Here is a 17,546-nt window from a genome sequence, read left to right as displayed (position 1 = left end):
GCTCCGGTCTGCCGCCCGTTGGCCGCCCGTCTGCCGCGACTCCGATGAACCTAGAAAAAATTGCCGCTAAGAATTTAATAAAAATATATTGAATATATATAATATTTAATATATATTATTGGTGAGATGTAAGGAAGGATATGGATGCCTCGCTCGGCGGGCATCGGGCAAGACGGGTTTATTTAGTTGAAAGGGGACATACGACATGACTGGATCCTTGCTTTGGAAACGCATTTGGCGGCACAAGCTCTTCTATCTGTTCATGCTGCCGGGTATCGTCTGGTTTTTCTTGTTTTCTTACGTGCCGCTGTACGGCATTCAAGTCGCGTTCCGGGATTTCCAGTTCTCCGGCGGTTTCACCGGAAGCCCGTGGGCGGGCTTGAAATATTTCCACCAGTTCTTCGACTACTACCAATCGAGCAAGCTGATCCGCAACACGATCCTAATCAGCGCGATGAAGCTGTGCATCGGCTTCGTGATGCCGATCCTCCTCGCGATCCTGCTGAACGAGGTTCGGAACGTCAAATTCAAGAAAACCGTGCAAACGCTTTCGTATCTGCCGTACTTCGTCTCCTGGGTCGTCGTCGTGACGCTGATCCAACGGCTGTTCGCCCAGTACGGAGGCCCGGTCAACAACGCGCTCGAGGCGCTCGGCCTGGTGCATGACCCGATTCAATTCATGAACAACACGAACTGGTTCTACCAAATGATCCTCGGCTCCGACGTGTGGAAGAACATCGGCTGGAACTCCATCATCTACATCGCGGCCATCGCGGGCATCGACCCGCAGCTGTACGAAGCCGCGAAGATCGACGGGGCCGGCCGGTATAAGCAGATCTGGCACATCACGCTGCCGGGCATCCGCAACATCGCCGTCATTCTGTTCATTCTCGCCACCGGCAGCCTGATGAGCGCCGGCTACGAGCAGCTGCTCCTGCTGAACGGACCGGCGACCGCCGCGATCGGAAGCGTGCTCGACGTGCACGTCATCAACGCGGGCATCAACGAAGGCCGGCTCAGCTACGCGGCCGCGGTCGGGCTGTTCCAAAGCATCATCGCGCTCATCTTGATTTTGACGGTCAACAAGGTGGCCCGCAAAGTGAGCGACGTATCCCTTTTCTAACGAGCAGGAAGGAGCGAACCGGACATGAAGAAGCGGCAATTCTCGCCATTCGATATTTTGAATTACATTATTCTGGCCATTCTCGGATTTTCCATGGTGTATCCGTTCATTTACATTCTGGTCTACTCATTGAACGACGGGAAGGACTCCATGATGGGGGCGCTCTACTTCTTCCCTCGCAAATTCACGTTCGACAACTACGGGCAGGTGTTCGATAACCCGAAAATCTGGGCCGCCTACAAAATCACCTTGGCCCGGACGCTGCTCGGCACGTTCCTCTCGGTATTCCTGTGTACGCTGATGGCGTACGCGCTGTCGAAGAAATCGCTGCCCGGCCGGACGTTCTTCACGTTCTACATCTTCCTGCCGACGATCTTCAGCGCGGGCTTCATCCCGTACTTCATCACGCTGCAGAAGCTGCACCTCATCAACACGTTCTGGGTGTACGTCATTCCGTCGCTGTTCAGCTTCATGCACATCGTCATCATCCGGACGTTCCTGCAGGGCATTCCCGAGGAACTCGAGGAATCCGCGCGCATCGACGGCTACGGCGACTTCCAAATCTTCGCCCGCATCATCCTGCCGCTCTCGGGGCCGGTGCTCGCGACCATCGGGCTCTTCGTCGGGGTCGCGCATTGGAACGACTGGTTCACCGGCGCCTATTACGTGTCGAACAAGGATCTCATTCCCGTCCAGACGCTGCTGCAGCAAATGCTGACGGAAGCGGAAGCGCTGTCGAATTCGATGCAGCAAGCCGCCCAGAACGGCGGCCAGACGATCAACGTCAACGTGTCGGGCTCGACGCCGGAATCGCTGCGCATGGCGCTGCTCGTCATCGCGGTCTTCCCGATCCTGTGCGTGTATCCGTTCCTGCAGCGCTTCTTCGTCAAAGGCGCGATGATCGGCTCCGTCAAAGGGTAAGGCGTTCCGGTACGAGGCGGTTCGGGGTCGCTTGCAAGGCGTGCCTTCGGATAAACGTTTCGCGAGAAACTTTATCATAGATCACTTATTAAAATTGGAGGGGTTCGCATGTGGAAAAAGAAGGGGACGGTCATGTCCTCGGCACTGGCATTGACGCTGCTCGGCAGCCTGCTGGCGGGCTGCAGCGGCAACGGCAACGGAGGCAATGACGGCAGCGCGGGCAACGGCGGCGATACGGCGGCGAACGGCGATAACGCCGCGGCCGGCAACAAACCCGTCACGGTGAAAATCCTGCACAACTGGAACGGTTCGTCCGCGGGCGACGTCGACATGACGCCGATCGCCGAGAAGATCAAGGAGAAGACCGGCGTTACCGTGCAGTTCGATTATACGAAGGGCAGCGAGGTCGAGAAGGTCAACACGATCTTCGCTACCCAGGATCTGCCCGACATCTACACCGGCCCGGCATGGGGCGGCGAGCTGGACGGCATCGTGAAAGCCGCGAAGGAAGACCAGCTGGTCGACCTGGCGCCGTACCTGGACAAATACCCGAACCTCGCGAAAGAAATCGCCAAAGAGAACGTGCCGCCGGCCCTGTACGACAAAGCGATCGGCGCCTTCGGCGACAAAAAATATTTGCTCTACCAGAACCAGCCGGCAAGCGATCAGGACGCGCTCGATTGGCTGTACGGCTTCTACGTCCGCAAGGACATCGCTTCCAAGGTCGGCGTCGATCCGCAGTCGGTGAAGACGAAGGACGACCTGTACAACTTCCTGAAGAAAATCAAGGACGCGAACCTGCAGGAGAGCGGCCTGCCGGTCATCCCGCTCGGCGGCTTCCACGCCGGCTGGGCCGTCACGATCGGAAGCTCGATGTTCTACGGTTCCGATTACGTCGACAAGGGCGACGGCACGCTGGAGCATACGTTCATGTCGAAGCAGTACGAGGATTATACGCTCTACTACCGCAAGCTGATTTCGGAAGGACTGCTCGATCCCGAGGCGTTCACGCAGACCGACCCGATCGCGAACGAGAAAATCAAGCAGGGCCGCATCGCCGTGCTGGCCGCGCACTACCCGGCCATTCTCGACGCGTCCAAGGACTACGTGAAAGCGCATCCGGGCAGCGACTACGTGCCGGTCGGCCCGCTGGAGCGCGCCGGCGCCGAGGCTGACCGTCCGGCCGACCTCGCCATCCAAGGCAACAACGTCACCGTCATCACGAAGAAGAACAAGAACGTCGACGCTTCGCTCAAGCTGCTCGACTTCCTCGCTTCGGACGAAGGCTTCAAGCTCGTCCACTACGGCATCGAAGGCGTCGATTACGACATGGTCGACGGCAAGCCGGTCGCGAAGAAGGACGTGTTCGACAAATTCAACGCCGACACGACGGGCAAAGTGAAGAAGAACGAAGGCTTCGGCATCGGCTTCGAGTCGATGACGGGTCTGGACCGCACGGTCACGCTCGGCGGCGACATCTGGGCCGACCAGGACCGCAAGGCGGCCATGGACAACGCGCGCAAAATCCTCCGCCCGAACGGCATCAGCGTCATCTCCGCTTACAACCCGGGCGACGTGCTGGCGAAATCGCCGCAATACGAGGCGCTTAAGCCGGCGATGGACCAAATCAGCGACGTATGGCAGCAGGCGATCTTCACGAAGTCCGACGCCGCGGCGATCAAGGTGCTGAACGAGCTGCGCGATCAAATGAACAAATCGGGTTACGCGGACGCGATGAAATACGTCAACGAGAACCTGAAAGGCAAAGAAGTCGTCAAGCTGCAAATGGCGAACTAACTCCCGTCCAATTGACGGCCGGCCGTTCCCGAACGGCATCCCACATTCCATGAATCCCGGCCGGCGCAAGCCGGCCGGCTTTATTAAGGAGGCGTATTCGCCGTGAGCCGCAAAGCGAAAGCAAACCCCGAATGGACCGGGTTTCAGGAGTCCCGCCCGTACGGGCCGAACTACGATTTACGCACGGATTTCGTCATGGTGTACGGAATCGGCGAGGATCTGCCGGAGCGCATCGAGGGCTGGAAGAAAGCGGGCTATACGATACACTTGATGACGGGCGTGTCCTGGGGCCAATACCAGGATTACCTGTACAGCCGGTTCGACGGCCGGGACCATTGGGACGAGGCGCAGAAGATTCGCGACGGCTCGCATATGCTGCACGGCAAGGACGTGCCGTACATGGTGCCGACGATTTCGTTCGCGGAGTACCTGGCGACGTACATCAAGAAGGCGATCGACAGCGGCGTCGAGGCGATTCATATGGAGGAGCCGGAGTTTTGGGCGCAATCCGGCTACGAAGACGCGTTCAAGCGCGAGTGGCTCAATTATTACGGCGAGGACTGGATCCCGCCGCATAGCTCGCCGGACGCGCAGTATCGCGCGTCCAAGCTGAAGGCGGCGATGTATTACCGGGCGCTCGACCGGATCTGCAGCCAGATGAAGGAGTACGCGCTTGTTGCCCACGGCCGGACCGTCCGGTTCTACGTGCCGACGCACAGCCTCATCAACTACACGCAGTGGCGGATCGTCAGCCCGGAGGCGCTGCTCGTCTCGATGCCGGCCTGCGACGGCTTCATCGCGCAGATCTGGACCGGCACGGCGCGGACGGCCAACGTCTACCGCGGCGTGCGCCGCGAGCGCACGTTCGAGACGGCGTATCTGGAATACGGCGTCATGCAGGAGCTGACCCGCGGCACGGGCCGGGAGATGTGGTTCCTGCACGATCCGATCGAGGACAATCCCCGCTACGCGTGGAGCGATTACAAGTTCAACTACCGGCAGACCGTCGTCGCCTCGCTGCTGCATCCCGGCGTGAGCCAGTACGAGGTCTGTCCGTGGCCGCGCCGCGTCTTCGAAGGGAAATACCCGACCCCGGACGGCGCGGGCAAGGAAGGCATCCCGGGCGACTACGCGACGGTGCTGCTGACCGTCATGAGCGTGCTGCGGGACATGCATAACCATGAAGAAGCGGAAGAAGCGGCGGGCGGGACCGAATATACGCGCGGCATCGGCCTGCTGCTGGCCAACTCCGCGATGTACCAGCGCGGCGACGTGCTCGGCGAGGGCGACGAGCGCGCGGCGTTCAAGTACGACGGCACCGGCGCGCCCGACGAGCTGACGGCGGAGCAGCGCGATCTGCTCGACTGGTCGGCGTTCTACGGCTTGGCGCTGCCGCTCGTGAAGCGGGGCATCCCGCTGCGGCCGGTGCAGCTCGACAACGTCCTGACGTTCCCGGGCTACCTGGAAGGATACCGCGTGCTGCTGATCAGCTACGAGTTCATGAAGCCGGAGCATCCCGGCATTCATCAGGCGCTCGGGCAGTGGGTGCGCGAAGGCGGCGTGCTGATCTACGCCGGCGACGGCAGCGATCCGTTCCACGGCGTGCAGGAATGGTGGAACCGCGGCGCGGGCAGCCGCACGTACGAACGGCCCGAGGAGCATTTGTTCGAATCGCTGGGGCTCGGCCGCAATCCGGAGGAAGGCGAGCATGCGGTGGGCGGCGGCGCGGTGATCTTCGTGCGCGTCAACCCCGCGGCGCTGTCCAAGACCGGCAAAGGCGCGGAGCTCGTGGCGAACACGGTCCGCAAGGCGCTTGCCCTGCGCGGCGAGGCGAAGGACTACTTCGAAAGCGGCGTGCTCCGCATTCGGCGCGGACCGTACGTGATCGCGCAGGCGATGGACGAGACGGAAGCGGACGGCGGGTTGACGCTCCACGGCCGGTTCGTGGATCTGTTCGAGGCGGATCTGCCGGTCCTCGAGCGGGTCGAGCTGCGGCCGGGCGAGAACTGCCTGCTGTACGACCTCGCTCAGGATGCGGCGGCCGGCGGCGAGCCGGCCATCCTGATCAGCTCGTCCCGCGTCCGGGACGAGCGGCGCGAGCCGGGCCGCTACGGCTTCGTCTCGGAGTCGCCGGCGAGCATGACCGTCAGCGCGCGCATCCGCTGCGCGGCGGCGCCGGCGCGTGTAACGGCGGACGGCGCGGACGCCGAGTTCGCGCACGATCCGGCGTCGGGCACGCTGCTCGTCCGCCATCCGGGACGGCCGGAAGGCGTTGCGATCGCGATCGAATGGTAGACCGCGGGCCCGAACCGCGGCTCGCATAGAAGCGGGCACGAGGAGAAGCGGCCGGGAACCCCCGGCCGCTTCTTCGGCGTATTGCCCCTCGAACCGGTGCCGCGAACCGGCTTTGCCGGCGAGCGCGCGTCCCTCGCGGACGAGCGCGCTATAGAGCAGGCTTTTAAACCCGGGAAGAAATGGGCATAGTGGTAGCAATGCGTGCCATCGAAGCGCGCCTTGCTGCGAGCGGCTATCGGATCAGCGGGGCGCGCGGCATCCAGAAGCGCCACGAGAAGGAGAATGCGATCGACTTGAGCTCCCGGCACCCATCCCGCCCGGCACGCAGACAACAAGCTTTGCTCAGCCAGGACGGAGTCAGCAGCCTGCGCTGGCAGGACCCGAGAATCATCGCGTGGTGGTCGGTCGCCTTTCCCGGCTTCGGCCACTTCCTGCTTCACCAGTTCGTCCGCGGATTTCTGCTGTCGGCCTGGGAGGTCGTCATTAATACGGCGGCGCACGTGAACGAAGCGATCGTCTACTCGTTCAGCGGACGGTACGCCCTGGCCGCCGAGCTGCTGGAGCCCCGATGGGTGCTCGCCTACGCCATCGTCTATTTATTCGCGATTTGGGACAGCTACGTCAAAGCCGTCGAGAACAACAAGCAATACCATCTGGCCAAGCTGGAGGGCGCCAGGCCGGCCGTCGCGGTGATCAAGCCACGGACGATCGCGTCGCGCTCCCACGAAGCGGTCCTGCTGCTGCTGAACGGACGGCTGAAGGAAGCGACGGCCGCGCTCGATCCGCAGTGGCTGCTCTTCATGCCTTCCGTAATCCGGGGCGCCATGTACGACGCCTGCATGACGGCGCGCGACCACAACCGGCTGTTCCGGCTGGAGCAGGCGCGCTATTTCGCGGAACGCTATCCCCCTTTTCCGCTGCGGCTCTTCGGAAGGGAGAAGGAATAAGGTGATGATCATCGGTACCTTCGAGCATTCGCCCGAAGTCGGGCAAGCGCTGGCCGTGCTGGAGCAGATGGGCGTGAGCCGGTCATCCATCATGACGGTCATGATGGAGAACGAGGGCGAACGGACGGACAAAACCGCGACCTTCTACCCGAACAAGACGACGCTGGCGTTCGAGGTGGGCATGGGGAGCGCGCGCGTGCTGCGGGAATACCGGGCGCTCCCGGTCGGCCGGATCGAAGCGTGACGGAAGCGCGGATAAGCGAACGGGCAAACCGCCGGACTGGCGGGGCGTCCGTTTTTTTGTTGCGCCAGGTCAATCATTCAAGGACCTTGGAAAGCGGACAGGACGGGAAGGCGAACCTTGAACGCGGCCTTCATGCCGCGGCGCAAGTGCCTCTGCGGCTTCGGTCCCGGCCGTCGTAAGGGATTCGTAAAGCGTGGGAAATTCTGGTGGTATCTCGGCGGATACCTGAACACTTTAATGTGCCTTCTTCCCAACTCCGATAAAATGACTGATAATGATGAAGTCTTAAAATTAAACCAACCCGAAAGGATGTATACAGATAATGGCAACCGTACTGTACATTACTGCACACCCGCACGATCACAGCGTTTCCGCTTCCATGGCCGTAGGCAGAGCGTTCATCGAGGCTTACCGCGAAGCGAATCCGTCCGACGAAGTTCTTCACCTCGACCTGTTCCAAGCGGACATCCCGCAAATCGACGCCGACGTCTTCGCAGGCTGGGGCAAGCTGCAATCCGGCACGGCCTTCGATCAACTGTCCGACGCCGAGAAAGCGAAAGTCGCCCGCCTGGGCCAGCTCGTCGACCAATTCGTCGCGGCCGACAAATACGTCTTCGTCTCGCCAATGTGGAACTTCTCGTTCCCGCCGGTGCTGAAAGCGTACGTCGACTCCGTCGCCGTAGCCGGCAAAACGTTCAAATACACGTCCGAAGGTCCGGTCGGCCTGCTGACCGACAAGAAAGGCCTGCACATCCAAGCTAGCGGCGGCGTATATTCCGCGGGTCCGGCAGCCGTCATGGAGAGCGGCTTCAGCTACCTGAAAAAAATCGCCACGTTCTTCGGCATTCCTTCCTTCGAGCCGCTGTACGTCGAAGGCATGGCGCTTGCCAACGCCGAAGAGTCCAAAGCGAAAGCCATCGCCGCGGCGCAAGATCTCGCAAAATCGTTCTAATTCATCCGCCAATCGGCAGTCCGGAATGATTTCCGGCCATCCATATGGGGCAAGAGAGACGCGTTCTCTCTTGCCCTTTTTGTCGTGCGCGTTCCTTTGCCTTTCAAGCTTGTAAGGTTGCTGAAAGCCGAATCAATAGGTGAATCGAAGGGAGGCGGCTACACTCGTAAGGGAAAGCGAACCAGACTTCACGACATCGATTCATGCGAGGAGAGATCATGATGAACGACAAAATCGCGCTGGGCGTCCTGTTCGGCGGCGCGTCGACGGAATACGCGGTATCCCTGTCGTCGGCGGCCGCCGTCATCCGGGAGCTCGACCGCTCGAAATACGACCTGACCCTGATCGGCATTACGCGGGACGGCCGCTGGCTGCGCTACTTCGGCGGCGAAGACGACATTCGGGACGACCGCTGGGCGGCGCATCCCGGCTGCGTGACCGCCTTCCTGTCGCCGGACCGGTCGCGCAAGGGATTGTTCGAGCTGGCCGGAACGGAATACCGCTTCACGCCGCTCGACGCCGTCTTCCCGGTGCTGCACGGCAGGAACGGCGAGGACGGGACGCTGCAGGGGCTGCTCGAGCTCGCGGATCTGCCGTTCGTGGGCTGCGGCTCGCTGTCGTCCGCCGTCTGCATGGACAAGGCGGTCGCGAAGACGCTCGTCGAAGCGGCCGGCGTCCGCGTCCCGGAAGCGGCGACGCTGACCGCGGCGCAATGGGCGGCCGGCGAACGCGGCGGGCTCGATCGGCTCGCGTACCCGGTCTACGTCAAGCCCGCCCGCTCCGGCTCGTCCATCGGGATTACGAAAGCGCACGGCCCGGCGGAGCTGGAGGCCGGCATCGCCGAAGCGCTGCGGCACGACGACAAGCTCGTCGTGGAGACGCACGTCGACGGCGTCGAGATCGGCTGCGCGGTGCTCGGCGGGACGGAGCTCTTCGCCGGCGCGCTCGACGAGATCGAGCTCTCGGGCGGCTTCTTCGACCACGACGAGAAATATTCGCTGCGCACGTCGTCCATCCATCTGCCGGCCCGCATCGGGAAGGCCAAGACGGACGAGGCCCGCGAGACGGCGCTGCGCGTCTACCGGGCGCTCGGCTGCAGCGGCTACGCGCGCGTCGATTTGTTCCTCGCGGCGGACGGCGCGCTCTATTTCAACGAAGCGAACACGATTCCCGGCTTTACGCCCGCGAGCCGGTATCCCAACATGATGCGGGCCGCCGGACTCGCCTTCCCGGACCTGCTCGACCGGCTCGTCGAAGAGGCGCTGCGCGGCCGACCGGCCGTTCCCGCCCGCCTTACGGCGCTGTAAGAGAGCTGAAAGGCGAACCGATAGGAACTGCCGCGCGGCCCGCCTGCACATAGCGTAAGAACAACCAACCGGAAGCGAGGAGAAGTCGCATATGATCCCGATAACGAGAAAACCTATAGAAGAACCGGCATGGCCGCCGCGCGGCGGCGCTCCGCTCGCAGGCGCGTACCGGACGGTCTACCTGGGCGGGGAGCGGGTGGGCAGCGGCAAGCTGGTGCTGGTCAACGCCGCGCATCCCGTGCGGACGTTCGAGACGCGTCTCGCCCCCATGGCCGGAAGCCTGCTGCAGGAGGCGAGCAGCCAAGAGCCCGAAGTCGCGCTCGACGCCGAATGCCTCGCGCAGCTCACGGCGCTGCTGGACGGCTGCGGCGGCCGTGAGCGGATCGCCGTCGTGAGCGGCTACCGCTCGAAGGAGAAGCAGCGGGAGATCTACCTGGACACGCTGCGCGAGCGCGGACCGGCTTACACCGAAAGCTACGTCGCGCTGCCCGGCGCGAGCGAGCATCAGACCGGGTTGGCCGTCGACGTCGGTCTCGCGGACGGCGGGCTCGATTACATCGCGCCGTCGTTCTCGGAGGGCGCGGAAGAGGCCGCTTCGTTCAAGCGGCTGGCGCCGGCGTACGGCTTCATCCAGCGTTACGAGGAAGGCAAGACGGCGGTGACGGGCATCGCCTGCGAGCCGTGGCATTTTCGCTACGTCGGCCGCCCGCATGCGGCCGTGATGGCGCGCGAAAACCTGTGCCTCGAGGAATATACCGCGTTCATGAAGACCTACGCGTTTGGCGGGAAGCATCTGATCGTCGCGGACGCCGGCCTTCTGGCCGAGACGTACTACGTGCCGGCCGCGAGCGGCTTCACGCCCGTCCCGGTACCCGCCGCCGGCGCGGCGGACTGGGACGTATCCGGCAACAACGAGGACGGCTTCGTCGTGACGGCCGTTTACGGCAAGGGGGCGAAGCGCCATGGCCGCTGACCGCAGCTTCGGCCGCGTCGACCTCGTCAAGCTCGTCGCCGCGGCGTTCGTCATCGCCAACCATACGGGACCGCTTGCCTCGTGGAACAAGGAAGCCGATTTCGTCCTGACGGGCATTCTCTCGCACCTCACCGTGCCGTTCTTCTTCCTGGCATCCGGGTTCTTCTTCTTCCGCCCCGCGAAGGACGGGACGCGGAACAAGCCGCCGGTCAAACGGTTCCTATGGCGGGTCGGCGGCCTGTACGCGCTCGGCCTGCTGCTTTACTTGCCGGTGAATCTGTATACCGGCCATTTCGGTCCGGGTCTGACGGTCGGCGCGCTGCTGCGGGACCTCTTCTTCGGCGGCACGTTTTATCACCTCTGGTATTTGCCCGCGCTGCTGCTCGGCACCGCGATTGTCTATGCGCTGCGGCTCCGGCTGCGCGACCGGACGATCCTGATCCTGGCGGGCGCCTTGTACGCCGTCGGCTTGTTCGGCGACAGCTACTACGGCTTGTCCGCGAAGTCCGGCGCGCTCTCAGGGTTCTATGCGCAGCTGTTCGACGTCTTCGGCCAGACGCGCAACGGCCTGTTCTTCGCGCCGCTGTTCATCGCCTTGGGCGCATATGCCGGCACGCGTGCGGGTGACGGCAGCGGCAGCGGCCGTTCCGCCCGGTGGTACGGCGGCTTGTTCGCGGCATCGCTCGCCCTGCTGCTGCTCGAAGGCACGGTGCTGCACCGGCTCGGGCTGCCCTTGCACGAGGATATGTACATCGCGCTCATTCCGGCCGATTACGCCTTGTTCCGCCTGCTGACGGCGCGGAGCAGCCGGTCGCGCCGCCGGCTCCGTTACATGAGCACGGCGACGTACCTGCTCCACCCGCTCGTCATTATCCTGGTGCGCGGCGCCGCCAAGCTCGCCGGTCTGCAAACGGTCGTGATCGGCAACAGCTTCGTATTCTTCGCCTCCGTGACCGCGCTGACGTTGCTGATCGCCGCCGCGCTTGCTATACTCGCGTTACCTAGAGCTTCGCGGAAGCCCGGCGGGCAGCGGGCGTGGGTGGAGATCGACCTGGCGCGTCTGGACCATAACGCGCGTGCGCTGCGGGAGGCGCTGCCGGAAGGGACGAGCCTCATGGCGGTCGTCAAGGCGAACGCGTACGGCCATGGCGCGGTCGGCGTCGCCAAGCGTCTCTATCGCGGCGGCGTCCGCCATTTCGCGGTCGCGGAAATCGGCGAGGCGGTCGAACTGCGGAAGGCCGGCGTGAAAGGCGACATTCTCGTGCTCGGCTACACGCCGACCGAGCGGCTGGCGGAGCTGATCCGCTGGAAGCTGACGCAGACGGTCATCCACGCCGACGACGCGCGGCGGCTGCAGGCGCACGGCGGCCGGTTCAAGGTGCACGTCAAAATCGACACCGGCATGAACCGGCTCGGCGAGCAAAGCGACAACGACGACGAAATCCGCTCGATGTACCGGCACAGCCGGCTGGAGGTAACGGGCACGTACAGCCACCTCGCCGAAGCCGACAGCCTCGATCCGGCCGACATCGCGTTCAGCCGCCAACAGATCGACCGCTTTCGGCGCGCCGTCGCCCTCGTCCGGTCGGCGGGCCTCGATCCGGGACGGCTGCACCTGCAAAGCAGCTACGGCATCCTGAACTTCCCCGATCTCGATATGGATCTGGCTCGACCGGGCATCGCGCTCTACGGGCTGCTGTCTTCGGAAAGCGACGCGACCCGGACCCGGCTCGACCTGCGTCCCGTGCTCGCGCTGAAGGCCAGCGTCTCGCGGGTGCATCCCGTCAAGGCGGGGGAATCCGTCGGCTACGGCCGGAGCTTCACGGCGGCGTCCGACACGATGATCGCGACGGTCGCGATCGGCTACGCGGACGGCATTCCGCGCGAGCTGTCCGAGCGGGGCGGCAGCGTGCTGATCCGCGGGCGGCGGGCGCCCATCGTCGGCCGCATCTGCATGGATCAGCTGACCGTCGACGTGAGCGGCATTCCGGACGTCCGCCAAGGCGACGCGGCGACGATCATCGGGGAGGACGGCGAAGAGCGGATTACCGCGGGCGAGATGGCGGCGCGCACCGGCACGATCACGAACGAGATCGTCTGCGCGATGGGGATGCGGGCGGCGAAGCGGTTCGTTCCCGAAGCCGGACGTCGTTCCGCGCGGAAGGCGCTCGCCGGGCTTCACGCGCTGCGGTAACAAGGAGGGATACAAGGAACCATGTACGATATCATGATCGTCGAGGACGACGGCAAGATCGCCGCGATGCTGCAGGCCCATATTCGGAAATACGGCTTCAACGGCGTCATCGTCGACGAATTCGACGCGGTGCTGGACCGGTTCCGGGAGCTCGAGCCCCATATGGTGCTGCTCGACATCAATTTGCCCAGCTTCGACGGGTATTATTGGTGCCGCCAGATCCGGGCGGTATCCAGCTGCCCGATCATCGTCATCTCGGCCCGGAGCGGCAAGATGGACCAGCTGATGGCGCTCGAGAACGGCGCCGACGATTACATGACGAAGCCGTTTCATTACGAGATCGTGATGGCCAAGATCCGCAACCAGCTCCGGCGGGCGTACGGCGATCTCGCCGCCAAGGAGCGGATCGTCAGCCATGCCGGCCTGCTGCTCTATCCGGAGCGGATGGAGCTCCACTTGAACGGCCGGTCCGTCGCCATGAGCAAGAAGGAGACGGTGCTGATCGAGACGCTGCTCGAGCGAAGTCCGCGCGTGGTGAGCCGGGAGACGATCCTGGACAAGCTGTGGGACGATGCTTTCGTGGACGACAACACGCTCAGCGTGAACATTACGCGCATCCGCAAGCGGCTGGCCGAGCTCGGCATCGAGCAGGCGCTGGAGACGGTCCGCGGCTCGGGCTACCGCCTGAACCCGGTCTGGACGGAGGAGGCTCCGCGATGAAGCTGTTCGCGCGCGAGCATCTGCCGCTCTTGTTCTGGTCGGCGCTCCAGTGGGCCGTCGTGCTGCTCGTCTATCGCCTCGACGGCTTCGCGCGGCCGTCGACGGCGCTCTACGCGGTATTTTTGAGCGCGGTGCTGCTCAGCTGCTACTTGCTCATCCGCTACTTCACGCATCGCGGCTTCTATGCCCGGCTGACGGAGCGGCTCGGCTCGCTGGGCCAATCCGTCGGACGCCGGGAGACGGCGCCGCTGCCGTCCGCGCTCGGCCGCCTGCTGGACGCCCAATACAGCCACTACCGCAACGAAATCCAAGCCTGGGAGCGCAAGCAGCGGGAGCATCTGACCTTCATCAACCAATGGGCGCACCAGATGAAGACGCCGCTCTCCGTCATCGAAATGATCACGCAGGACGAGGAAGACGAGCGCCTGCGAAGCATTTCGGAGGAAGGCGACCGGATGCGGCACGGCATCGAAATGATGCTCTATACGGCCAGGCTCGAGACGTTCGAGCAGGATTTCGGCGTGGAGCCGGTGTCCCTGCGGCAGACGGCGAACGAGGCCGTGCACGAATACAAACGCCTGTTCATCCGCAGCCACGTCTATCCGGAAGTGAACGTCGACGAACGCTTCGTCGTGCAGACCGATGCCAAATGGCTTCGGTTTATTGTGCTGCAGCTGCTGTCCAACGCCATTAAATATTCGTCGGGCAGCGGCCGGACCGTCACGGTGTCGGCGTTCGAGCGGGACGGCGCGCCGGTGCTCGAGATCCGCGACCGCGGCGTCGGCATTCCGAAAGCCGACCGGCAGCGGGTGTTCCAGCCGTTCTACACCGGCGAGAACGGCCGGTCGTTCAAGGAATCGACGGGCATGGGCCTGTACTTGGCGAACGAGGTGGCCAAGAAGCTGGAGCTGCGGCTGGAGCTGGAATCGGAGGTCGGCGCCGGCACCGCGGTGCGCATCGCGTTCGGCCGCCGGCTTACAACGTTGTAAGGTTGCTGAAAGGGCGATCAATAGGAGCGCGGGCGCCCGAGCGGGTACACTGGAGGCATCGATGAATCAAGGGGGACAGGAGATGGATCTGCTAACCGTTCGCAATCTCGGCAAAATCTACGCGGGGGCCGTCTCGTACGAAGCGCTCGCGGATATCGACCTGACGGTGGCCGAGGGCGAATTCGTCGGCATCATGGGTCCGTCCGGAAGCGGCAAAACCACGCTGCTCAACATGGTGTCGACGATCGACAAGCCGACGTCCGGCGAAGTCCGGATCGCCGGCCAGGACCCGTACCGGCTTACGTACGACCAGCTGGCGCTGTTCCGTCGCCGGGAGCTCGGCTTCGTCTTTCAAGCCTACAATCTGCTGCAAACGCTGACCGTCAAAGAAAACATCCTGCTGCCGCTCGTGCTCGACGGCGTGCCGCTCGGCGAGATGAATCGGCGCGCCGACGAAATCGCCGCCAAACTCGGCATCTCGGCGATCCTGGGCAAGCGCACCTATGAAATCTCCGGCGGGCAGGCCCAGCGGACGGCGATTGCCCGGGCGCTCGTCCACCGGCCCAAGCTGGTGCTCGCGGACGAGCCGACGGGCAATTTGGATTCGAAGGCCGCGCGCGACGTCATGGAAATCCTGGAGAAGCGCAACGAAGCGGACCGCACGACCATGCTGCTCGTGACGCACGACCCGGCCGCGGCCAGCTACTGCCACCGCGTCGTCTTCATCAAGGACGGCCGCTTGTACAACGAGATTCACTGCGGGGACAGCCGCGCCGCGTTCTATCAGCGGATCATCGACCTGCTGTCGATGATGGGAGGGTCGGAGCATGAATTTTCGCCGGTTCGCCATTCTTAACGTCCTGCGCAACAAGCGGATCTACATGGCGCACTTTCTCAGCAGCGCGTTCTCGGTCATGATCTTCTTCACGTACGCGCTGCTGCTGTTCCATCCCGACCTGAAGGGCGAGCTGGTCTCGTCGAGCGGCACGCTCAGCCGGCTCGGCACCATCGGCATGCAGGTGTCGGAGGTCATTATCTTCGTCTTCTCGTTCTTCTTCCTGCTCTATTCGGTCGGGGCGTTCCTGAAGCTGCGCAAGAAGGAATTCGGCATTCTCATCCTGCTCGGCATGTCGCGGCGGCAGCTGAACCGGATGCTCTTCGTCGAGAACGCCTGGATCGGCTTCGCCGCCCTCGCGTTCGGCATCGGCTTCGGCCTGATCTTCTCCAAGCTGATCCTGCTCGCGAGCGCGCGGCTGCTGGCCATCGAGGACGGCCTGCGCTTCTACGTGCCGCTGAACGCGGTCCTGCTGACGGTCGTCGCGTTCGGCGTGCTGTTCCTCATGATCGCGTCGCTGACGTCCGTCATGGCCGGCAAGGAGCGGGTGGCCGAGCTGATCCTGGCCGAAGATAAACCGAAGCCCGAACCGGCGGCTTCGCCGTGGCTGTCGGCGCTTGCGGTGCTGCTGCTCGCGGGCGGGTACGGCATCGTGCTCGATTTCGCGATCAACCGCCACTTCTCGTTCCAGCAGCTGCTCGCCGGCGTCGCGCTGTCGATTGCCGGCACGTACTTTCTGTTCACCCAGACGAGCGTGTACGCGCTGCGGGCGCTGCGGGGGAAGAAGCTGTTCTTCCGCCGGACGAACATGCTGACGCTGTCGGAATTGACGTACCGGATGCGCGACAACGCGGCAACGTTCTTCATCGTGGCGGTGGTCTCGGCGGTGGCGTTCACCGGCATCGGCACGACGCTGGCGCTCGGGGATCCGGGGCTCGCGGCGATGTACAATCCGTACGCCTACAGCTATTCGTCCTATTCGGCGGATTATTCGAAGGAGCCCGCCGCCGTCGCGGATATCGGCCGCGCGCTCCAATCGGCCGGCCGGCCGTACACGGTGCATCCGATGTCGCCGCTGCAGACCGACTCGTCGTACACGCTGGTGAAATTGAGCGAATACAACCGGCTTGCCGCGGATCTCGGATATCCCGCCGAAGCGTTGGCCGGAGACGGAGAGACGTTCCTGACGCCGTCCTATCTCTGGCAGAAGGAAGATTGGGAGCAATCCGGCAATCCGGCGGGCGGCGAGGGGACGGCGAACGGCCTTGCTGCCAATCCGACCCCCGTCGAGCTGGTTGTCGGCGGCCAGAAGACGGACGCGCACATCGTCAAATACGTGCCACGCATCGTCCTGCCGGACGTCGGCTACGCCGGCACGCTGGTCGTGACCGACGGCCTGTACGACCGCTTGCAGAAAGGCGTCACCGATAAGACGTCGCTCTCCCGGACGTATCTCTTCGCCGTCCCGGACTGGCAGAAGACCGTCGGCTTGTCGAAGGAGCTCGTCGACCGGGTCAACAACGGCGGGAGCGGCAACGACTACTTGCGTTCGCTCGCGCTGGAATGGGTCTCGTCCAAGCAGGAGAACGGCATGCTGTTCATCGTCAGCGGCCTCGTCGGCATCGTTTTCTTCACGTTCGCGGCGAGCACGATCTACTTCCGGCTGTACGCGGACATGGACCGCGACGAGAGGCAGTACGGCATGATCGCCAAGGTCGGCCTGAGCGGCAAAGAGCTGAGCCGGATCATGACGCGGCAGCTGTTCATCATGTTCTTCGTGCCGCTGCTGATGGCGCTCGTGCACAGCTCGGTCGCGTTCTTCGCGCTGCAGCTGCTCGTCGATTACTCCGTCGTGGCGCATTCGCTCGCAATCTTCGCGTCGTTCGTCGCCATCCAGCTCGTCTATTTCCTGATCGCCCGCTGGCGCGCGGTCGAGCATCTGCGGCGCAGGCTGGCGGAGCCCGGCTTGACGCGCTGAGCGTCGGCATCGCCGCGGCATGCGCGGCTTGCAACGGTAACCCTCCGGTCTTGTCGCCGGGGGTTTTTGCCGTTCGGCCGCGGTCCGGGAAGACGGCCGGCCCGAAGCGCGCTTCTTGCCGCAGCGTCCTTTTTCGGTCCGCGTGCCCCCGCCGGCCCGCGCGTGTGGTATGCTGAGAGGGCCGTTTTACATCATCGGATTACAAAAAATGTGAAACATGTCGACGCGCGGTGCGTACATTTTTTTAACTTACGCCACTTGGAGGTTAGGG

The 17,546-nt window shown here is 63.6% G+C and carries 14 protein-coding genes; all 14 read left to right on the top strand.

Features of this window, described 5'->3' with window-relative positions; genetic code table 11:
- The first annotated feature begins 205 nt into the window (after positions 1–205).
- The 14 genes from BMZ79_RS05195 (at position 206) to BMZ79_RS05130 (ending at position 17,275) form a co-directional block, all read left to right on the top strand.
- Positions 206–1,123, top strand: coding sequence for an ABC transporter permease (locus BMZ79_RS05195; protein WP_090637291.1), 918 nt, complete (start codon positions 206–208; stop codon positions 1,121–1,123).
- A 24-nt stretch (positions 1,124–1,147) separates the two neighbouring features.
- Positions 1,148–2,044, top strand: coding sequence for a carbohydrate ABC transporter permease (locus BMZ79_RS05190; RefSeq protein ID WP_090637289.1), 897 nt, complete (start codon positions 1,148–1,150; stop codon positions 2,042–2,044).
- Positions 2,045–2,152: 108 nt separating this feature from the next.
- Positions 2,153–3,841, top strand: a complete 1,689-nt coding sequence (locus tag BMZ79_RS05185) for a type 2 periplasmic-binding domain-containing protein (protein WP_090637287.1) — start codon at positions 2,153–2,155, stop codon at positions 3,839–3,841.
- Positions 3,842–3,943: 102 nt separating this feature from the next.
- Complete coding sequence (locus BMZ79_RS05180; RefSeq protein WP_090637285.1) at positions 3,944–6,136, top strand: hypothetical protein; 2,193 nt, start codon at positions 3,944–3,946, stop codon at positions 6,134–6,136.
- A 197-nt stretch (positions 6,137–6,333) separates the two neighbouring features.
- Positions 6,334–7,083 carry a hypothetical protein gene (locus BMZ79_RS05175; RefSeq protein ID WP_256252608.1) on the top strand — a complete coding sequence of 250 codons (750 nt, stop codon included), beginning with the start codon at positions 6,334–6,336 and terminating at the stop codon, positions 7,081–7,083.
- Positions 7,084–7,087: 4 nt separating this feature from the next.
- Entirely contained in the window at positions 7,088–7,327 is a 240-nt protein-coding gene (locus tag BMZ79_RS05170) for a hypothetical protein (protein ID WP_090637283.1), read from the top strand.
- 322 nt (positions 7,328–7,649) lie between these two features.
- Positions 7,650–8,279 (top strand): FMN-dependent NADH-azoreductase, encoded by a 630-nt coding sequence (locus BMZ79_RS05165; RefSeq protein ID WP_090637281.1) that lies wholly within the window; start codon positions 7,650–7,652, stop codon positions 8,277–8,279.
- Between the two features lie 218 nt (positions 8,280–8,497).
- Entirely contained in the window at positions 8,498–9,586 is a 1,089-nt protein-coding gene (locus BMZ79_RS05160) for a D-alanine--D-alanine ligase family protein (RefSeq protein WP_090637279.1), read from the top strand.
- A 91-nt stretch (positions 9,587–9,677) separates the two neighbouring features.
- Positions 9,678–10,559 (top strand): D-alanyl-D-alanine carboxypeptidase family protein, encoded by an 882-nt coding sequence (locus BMZ79_RS05155; RefSeq protein ID WP_090637278.1) that lies wholly within the window; start codon positions 9,678–9,680, stop codon positions 10,557–10,559.
- Positions 10,549–12,753, top strand: a complete 2,205-nt coding sequence (vanT, locus tag BMZ79_RS05150; RefSeq protein WP_090637276.1) for a serine racemase VanT catalytic subunit — start codon at positions 10,549–10,551, stop codon at positions 12,751–12,753. Before BMZ79_RS05155 ends, vanT begins: the two co-directional genes overlap by 11 nt.
- Positions 12,754–12,774: 21 nt before the next feature.
- Complete coding sequence (locus tag BMZ79_RS05145) at positions 12,775–13,473, top strand: response regulator transcription factor (protein WP_090637274.1); 699 nt, start codon at positions 12,775–12,777, stop codon at positions 13,471–13,473.
- Positions 13,470–14,462 carry a sensor histidine kinase gene (locus BMZ79_RS05140; RefSeq protein ID WP_090637272.1) on the top strand — a complete coding sequence of 331 codons (993 nt, stop codon included), beginning with the start codon at positions 13,470–13,472 and terminating at the stop codon, positions 14,460–14,462. The genes BMZ79_RS05145 and BMZ79_RS05140 overlap by 4 nt, the downstream gene beginning before the upstream one ends.
- 82 nt (positions 14,463–14,544) lie before the next feature.
- Positions 14,545–15,318 carry an ABC transporter ATP-binding protein gene (locus tag BMZ79_RS05135; RefSeq protein WP_090637270.1) on the top strand — a complete coding sequence of 258 codons (774 nt, stop codon included), beginning with the start codon at positions 14,545–14,547 and terminating at the stop codon, positions 15,316–15,318.
- Complete coding sequence (locus tag BMZ79_RS05130; protein ID WP_090637269.1) at positions 15,290–17,275, top strand: FtsX-like permease family protein; 1,986 nt, start codon at positions 15,290–15,292, stop codon at positions 17,273–17,275. Before BMZ79_RS05135 ends, BMZ79_RS05130 begins: the two co-directional genes overlap by 29 nt.
- Positions 17,276–17,546: the final 271 nt, after the last annotated feature.

The sequence above is a fragment of the Paenibacillus sp. UNC496MF genome (assembly GCF_900113915.1).
Lineage (GTDB): Bacteria > Bacillota > Bacilli > Paenibacillales > Paenibacillaceae > Paenibacillus_Z > Paenibacillus_Z artemisiicola.
Note: the sequence above shows the minus strand (reverse complement) of the source record. Positions and strands in the feature narration are given on the sequence as shown.

Coding starts and splice junctions, on each gene's coding strand:
- BMZ79_RS05195 (WP_090637291.1), top strand. CDS start 206: ATGACTGGATCCTTGCTTTGGAAACGCATTTGGCGGCACAAGCTCTTC.
- BMZ79_RS05190 (WP_090637289.1), top strand. CDS start 1,148: ATGAAGAAGCGGCAATTCTCGCCATTCGATATTTTGAATTACATTATT.
- BMZ79_RS05185 (WP_090637287.1), top strand. CDS start 2,153: ATGTGGAAAAAGAAGGGGACGGTCATGTCCTCGGCACTGGCATTGACG.
- BMZ79_RS05175 (WP_256252608.1), top strand. CDS start 6,334: ATGCGTGCCATCGAAGCGCGCCTTGCTGCGAGCGGCTATCGGATCAGC.
- BMZ79_RS05170 (WP_090637283.1), top strand. CDS start 7,088: ATGATCATCGGTACCTTCGAGCATTCGCCCGAAGTCGGGCAAGCGCTG.
- BMZ79_RS05165 (WP_090637281.1), top strand. CDS start 7,650: ATGGCAACCGTACTGTACATTACTGCACACCCGCACGATCACAGCGTT.
- BMZ79_RS05160 (WP_090637279.1), top strand. CDS start 8,498: ATGATGAACGACAAAATCGCGCTGGGCGTCCTGTTCGGCGGCGCGTCG.
- BMZ79_RS05155 (WP_090637278.1), top strand. CDS start 9,678: ATGATCCCGATAACGAGAAAACCTATAGAAGAACCGGCATGGCCGCCG.
- vanT (WP_090637276.1), top strand. CDS start 10,549: ATGGCCGCTGACCGCAGCTTCGGCCGCGTCGACCTCGTCAAGCTCGTC.
- BMZ79_RS05145 (WP_090637274.1), top strand. CDS start 12,775: ATGTACGATATCATGATCGTCGAGGACGACGGCAAGATCGCCGCGATG.
- BMZ79_RS05140 (WP_090637272.1), top strand. CDS start 13,470: ATGAAGCTGTTCGCGCGCGAGCATCTGCCGCTCTTGTTCTGGTCGGCG.
- BMZ79_RS05135 (WP_090637270.1), top strand. CDS start 14,545: ATGGATCTGCTAACCGTTCGCAATCTCGGCAAAATCTACGCGGGGGCC.
- BMZ79_RS05130 (WP_090637269.1), top strand. CDS start 15,290: ATGAATTTTCGCCGGTTCGCCATTCTTAACGTCCTGCGCAACAAGCGG.